This is a genomic window from Rhizobium sp. MHM7A, from assembly GCF_005862215.1.
Lineage (GTDB): Bacteria > Pseudomonadota > Alphaproteobacteria > Rhizobiales > Rhizobiaceae > Rhizobium > Rhizobium bangladeshense.
The window spans coordinates 2,501-5,838 of record NZ_VCHT01000042.1; the positions used below are offsets into that span (position 1 = coordinate 2,501).

At 53.5% G+C, this 3,338-nt stretch carries 1 rRNA gene; it reads left to right on the top strand.

The features are described from left to right. Positions 1-489 precede the first annotated feature (489 nt). A 23S ribosomal RNA gene (locus tag FFR93_RS39930) occupies positions 490-3,290 on the top strand. Positions 3,291-3,338 lie beyond the last annotated feature (48 nt).

A 3,338-nucleotide genomic window follows, 5' to 3' on the forward strand; every position in this document is an offset into this window, starting at 1 on the left:
GATCTGGAGGCTTCCAGGTGTTTTGGGTTTAGGCCCGAAGCGTCCGAGCCCAGTTCTTGTGAAACCATGGATGGCCTAGCCGGCCGGATGTGGTGGAGGGACTGGAGGGTGGAAGGAAGCTTGTCGCTCTGGATCGTCAGCGTGAACCGCATAGCGGTTTATCGCGTGTTGTTCGTGGCCTTCGGGCCTCGTCTGACGGACGATCGGATTACCGTTGCCTGACCGCGCGGTATCGGATCCAATCTCGAGAAGCTGGTCTTAAGACCTGACACAAGCGAGCTGCTCGGCGTAGCTCCAATAAAGTGATCAGGTCGAACACGTCGATGGCATCATGAAATGATCCGGTTGTAAAAGGTAACCGGATTTTGGACTGACCGCACGGCAATCGCAAGGTTGTCCGGATGGTCAGATTTGGCACCCCACGAGGGCGAAAGCCGAGTGGATAAGGTTTGCCAAATCCAAATATAGATGAGCATTGGCAATGAGAACGATTAAGTGTCGTAAGGGCATTTGGTGGATGCCTTGGCATGCACAGGCGATGAAGGACGTGATACGCTGCGAAAAGCCGTGGGGAGCTGCGAATGAGCTTTGATCCATGGATCTCCGAATGGGGCAACCCACCTTAAATGCTTGGAAAATTTAAGACGATCTGTTGATCGTCTTATCTTTCCAAGCATTGTTATAAGGTATCTGCACCTGAATAAAATAGGGTGTAAGAAGCGAACGCAGGGAACTGAAACATCTAAGTACCTGCAGGAAAGGACATCAACCGAGACTCCGCAAGTAGTGGCGAGCGAACGCGGACCAGGCCAGTGGCAATTGTGATTAAAGTGGAACGCTCTGGAAAGTGCGGCCGTAGTGGGTGACAGCCCCGTACGCGTAGATATCACGATTGTCCTAGAGTAGGGCGGGACACGAGAAATCCTGTCTGAACATGGGGAGACCACTCTCCAAGCCTAAGTACTCGTGCATGACCGATAGCGAACAAGTACCGTGAGGGAAAGGTGAAAAGCACCCCGACAAGGGGAGTGAAATAGAACCTGAAACCGGATGCCTACAAACAGTCGGAGCCTGTAAGGGTGACGGCGTACCTTTTGTATAATGGGTCAACGACTTAGTGTAACAAGCAAGCTTAAGCCGGTAGGTGTAGGCGCAGCGAAAGCGAGTCTGAACAGGGCGATATAGTTTGTTGCATTAGACCCGAAACCGAGTGATCTAGCCATGAGCAGGTTGAAGGTTGGGTAACACCAACTGGAGGACCGAACCCGCATCTGTTGCAATAGATTGGGATGACTTGTGGCTAGGGGTGAAAGGCCAATCAAACTCGGAAATAGCTGGTTCTCCGCGAAATCTATTTAGGTAGAGCGTCGAGCGAATACCCCCGGGGGTAGAGCACTGGATGGGCTATGGGGACTCACCGTCTTACTGATCCTAACCAAACTCCGAATACCGGGGAGTACTACTCGGCAGACACACGGCGGGTGCTAACGTCCGTCGTGAAAAGGGCAACAACCCTAACCTCCAGCTAAGGTCCCCAAGTCATGGCTAAGTGGGAAAGGATGTGAGGATCCCAAAACAACCAGGATGTTGGCTTAGAAGCAGCCATCATTTAAAGAAAGCGTAACAGCTCACTGGTCTAAATAAGGGTCTTTGCGCCGAAAATGTAACGGGGCTGAAGCCATGCACCGAAGCTGAGGATGTGTAGCAATACACGTGGTAGCGGAGCGTTCCGTAAGCTGATGAAGGGAGACCCGTGAGGGCTCCTGGAGGTATCGGAAGTGCGAATGTTGACATGAGTAACGATAAAGAGGGTGAGAGACCCTCTCGCCGAAAGACCAAGGGTTCCTGCTTAAAGTTAATCTGAGCAGGGTTAGCCGGCCCCTAAGACGAGGCGGACACGCGTAGTCGATGGGAACCACGTTAATATTCGTGGGCCTGGTGGAAGTGACGGATTGCTCAACTGGTTCAGACTTATTGGATTGTCTGGGCCGGGACGCGGTTCCAGGAAATAGCTCCACCGTATAGACCGTACCCGAAACCGACACAGGTGGTCAGGTAGAGTATACCAAGGCGCTTGAGAGAACTATGTTGAAGGAACTCGGCAAATTGCACGCGTAACTTCGGAAGAAGCGTGACCCCAATTTACGCAAGTATTTTGGGGTGGCACAGACCAGGGGGTAGCGACTGTTTATCAAAAACACAGGGCTCTGCGAAGTCGCAAGACGACGTATAGGGTCTGACGCCTGCCCGGTGCTGGAAGGTTAAGAGGAGAGGTGCAAGCTTTGAATCGAAGCCCCAGTAAACGGCGGCCGTAACTATAACGGTCCTAAGGTAGCGAAATTCCTTGTCGGGTAAGTTCCGACCTGCACGAATGGCGTAACGACTTCCCCGCTGTCTCCAACATAGACTCAGTGAAATTGAATTCCCCGTGAAGATGCGGGGTTCCTGCGGTCAGACGGAAAGACCCCGTGCACCTTTACTATAGCTTTACACTGGCATTCGTGTCGGCATGTGTAGGATAGGTGGTAGGCTTTGAAGCGGGGACGCCAGTTTCCGTGGAGCCATCCTTGAAATACCACCCTTATCGTCATGGATGTCTAACCGCGGCCCGTCATCCGGGTCCGGGACAGTGTATGGTGGGTAGTTTGACTGGGGCGGTCGCCTCCGAAAGAGTAACGGAGGCGCGCGATGGTGGGCTCAGACCGGTCGGAAATCGGTCGTCGAGTGCAATGGCATAAGCCCGCCTGACTGCGAGACTGACAAGTCGAGCAGAGACGAAAGTCGGTCATAGTGATCCGGTGGTCCCGCGTGGAAGGGCCATCGCTCAACGGATAAAAGGTACGCCGGGGATAACAGGCTGATGACCCCCAAGAGTCCATATCGACGGGGTTGTTTGGCACCTCGATGTCGGCTCATCGCATCCTGGGGCTGGAGCAGGTCCCAAGGGTTTGGCTGTTCGCCAATTAAAGCGGTACGTGAGCTGGGTTCAGAACGTCGTGAGACAGTTCGGTCCCTATCTGCCGTGGGTGTAGGAATATTGACAGGATCTGTCCCTAGTACGAGAGGACCGGGATGGACATATCTCTGGTGGACCTGTTGTCCTGCCAAGGGCATAGCAGGGTAGCTATATATGGACGGGATAACCGCTGAAGGCATCTAAGCGGGAAACCCACCTGAAAACGAGTGTTCCCTATCAGAGCCGTGGAAGACGACCACGTTGATAGGCCGGGTGTGGAAGTGCGGCAACGCATGAAGCTTACCGGTACTAATAGCTCGATCGGCTTGATCGTTCTCATTGACCATGCTCATCTCCCGGCGACCGCAAAGCGGTCGTCCGG